This is a genomic window from Corallococcus sp. CA047B, from assembly GCF_003612065.1.
Classification (GTDB): domain Bacteria; phylum Myxococcota; class Myxococcia; order Myxococcales; family Myxococcaceae; genus Corallococcus; species Corallococcus praedator.
Genome location: NZ_RAWD01000563.1, coordinates 1 through 2,800 on the forward strand (window position 1 = coordinate 1; position 2,800 = coordinate 2,800).

The window sequence follows — 2,800 nt, forward strand, 5'->3', positions numbered from 1 at the left end:
ACCAGCCGGACTTCCGGCGCCTGCGCTTCAGTGGCGGATGGCTGCTGCATGGGAAGTCTCGCTCCTCCCCCTCCTGTTCCTTCAACAGGAGGGCGACTGCGGTCTCTTCCGAACTGCAGCTGTAGGAGTAAGTCGCTGTCCGCGATACCGCGATGGGGCGGCGTGCCCTGATTTCAGCGCGGTCTCGGTAGGAGAATCGGTGCGCCGCGTGCTTAGCGCGCGGCGCACCGAAAGACGCGCAGGCGCCTGACACGACCTCACCTCCACAGAGGCCGTATTCCAAACGTGTGCCACTAGCCAGCCGCATGGGGCCACCCGTAGCCAGGGTCATGGGGCCGGGTGGAAACGCGAGCGACCGGGTCGTTCATGCCACCGACTCGACGTCCTGATAACGAAATCGGGGCGCTGGAAGTCGCATAAGTGCCCGTATTTTCTGGGTGTGGAATTGTGTCTGATAAGGGTGATCATGTCGCCTTGGCCGAAACTTCGCCCGTAAGTAGGCGGAGTTACAGCCGGTTCCCAGCTCGTGAATCCGTGACGCTGACCGCGACAACGTCGCCCAGCTCGCGCTCGAGCTGGCCCCGCGGATGGCGGAGGAGACCGCGACGGCACTCGTCGACCTGGCCAACGTCCTGGAGCGCGAAGCGCTCGCAGTCGATGCGCCGCCGCGTGTCCCTGCCTTCCCTGATACCCGCGCGCACCGCTGGGCCCGCCTGCTGCTGTCCTGCCACACGATGAGCGCTGCTCTCCGGCAGCCCCTCGACAGCGCTCGTTCCGTCACGCGCTTCAACAACCTCATCGCCCTCGCCAACGCCGACCCTGACTTTCGCGGGGACCTATACGGCCACGGCCTTTGGGTCAGGATGTTCTCCTGGCCTCTCGGGCTACCTGGGTTCCTTCACCTACCCCTGAGGAAGCTGACGCACTCCCCTGCGTGAGGTCCTCACGTGTCACCTGCCTCCATCGTCCGACGGTAGAGGCAGGTGGCGCGGGTGCATGAGCCGTCGGCGGGCGCTGAGCGTTCCCGTGGATCCCCATAATCCTTGCGGATCCGCACCGATAGAACGCAGACGTCTGCGACGTGCTGGGCGCCTGCCAAACGCAAGCGCCCAGCGCCTCGTCAGAGGCTCAGGCCCGTGTTTCTGCACAGGGGTCTGCCGTTTCTGTATACCCCGGCAGAGTGCCGCTCAGGCGCGGGGCGTAAGCGAGGTGTTTCAGCGCGGGCCGCGCCGCGACGGACTATCTTTCACGCGGCGACCGATTAACGTGTCTGCAGCGAGGGGTCTCCGGCCTCCTCGACGACGCCGCCCCGGGGCTGTACGAGCCCACGTGGGTACAACATTGATTGAACCAAGGAGGTCACCCGAATGACACGCAGGCTTCACCTTCGGATCGTTTTCGCCGCTTCGCTCTCGCTCTTGTTCGCCGGAATCCGCGCGAGCGCCGCCCAATCGAGCTTGCCCTACTGGACCGAGATTCCGCAGGGCGGCGCCATCCCCGCCCCCCTCTGGGACGGTTCGAGCGCCTATGACCAGGGCCTCTTCTACATCTTCGGCGGGCTGAACGGGACCTACCCAAACGACGAGCCCGTGGCCGACTTCAGCGCCTTCGACGTCGACACGCTGACCTGGTACGACCTCAGCCAGTACCCGGGCGGGCCGTCCGCGAGGGCCGAGTCGATGATGTGGTGCGTCTCCGAGGACGACGCGCTGATCGTCTCCGGCGGGAGAGGTCCTTTCCGGCGCGGGCTCGACCTCACGCACCAGGACACGTTCCGGTTCGATCCGGTGCACGGGTGGACGCAGATCGCGCAGAGCGCGGCCGAAATCGGGCGCGCCAACCGCTCCACGGAGGCGGCCGCCGTGCGCAATAAGAAGACGCACAAGACCGTCGCGTACGCCTTCTCGGGCTCGTCGTCGACGCTTCCGGCCTTCATCAACCGTCCTGATGGCCTCCAGCACGACCTGGTCCGCTACAAGAACGGTTGGAAGCAGGTCTCGACCGGCTCGACCGCCCCGCGCGCTCGTGCCCATCATCCGCTCGTCTACGCCGAGGGCTGGAACGCGCTGCTCGTCTACGGCGGTTACACGAACGACGCCGTGAACGGGACCGGTGTGTTCTCGCCTGAGAACTTCCTTGGCGACCTCTGGATGTTCGACGTCCACACCGAGACCTGGGATCAGATCGTCTTCGACGAGGCCGACGGACCGGGCCACCGCGACAACGCAAAGCTGATCGCCGATGAGCACAACGACCGCATCTGGCTCTTCGGAGGCAGCCAGTTCGACGGGACCACTCTGTCCGATGTCTGGTACTTCGATCTCCACACCGGGACCTGGACGCGCGTGGACACCGCAATGACGGGGCCCGCGCCGGCGCCGAGGTTCGGCCAGTTCTACTTCTCCCGCAAGACCGCCACGGCCTACGAGCTCTACATCTTCGGAGGAGCGACCGCGGAGTTCGCGCCGGTGCTGCTCAACGACATGTGGAGGTTAACGATCCCCCTCGCCGGCGGCTAAGTAGGTCGCCGGAAGTTCCGAGACAAATGCCGGTCGCATGCGCATTTTCTGGACCATGCGACCGGCAAGGAGCCCCGCCGAACTGGGGCTGACAGCAGAGGACAGGCGGAAGCTGGAGCATGCGCTGCGAAGCGTGCGCGACGCTCGCCACTTCCGTCGGCTACTGGCCGTGAGACTCCTCGCAGAGGGCAAAGGCCCGGGCGAGGCTGCGCATCTGGCAGCCCTGAGTCGGCCAGCCGTCTACTTCTGGCTGGAGCGCTATCTGGCGCAGCGTACCCCCG

2 protein-coding genes are annotated in these 2,800 nt (G+C 65.9%); both read left to right on the plus strand.

Annotation, left to right across the window (positions count from 1 at the left end):
* Window positions 1-1,367 precede the first annotated feature (1,367 nt).
* Window positions 1,368-2,519, plus strand: a complete 1,152-nt coding sequence (locus D7X74_RS40965; RefSeq protein WP_120538343.1) for a kelch repeat-containing protein — start codon at window positions 1,368-1,370, stop codon at window positions 2,517-2,519.
* 37 nt (window positions 2,520-2,556) lie between these two features.
* The coding region (locus D7X74_RS40970; protein ID WP_233602301.1) for a helix-turn-helix domain-containing protein at window positions 2,557-2,800 on the plus strand (244 nt) is incomplete at its 3' end.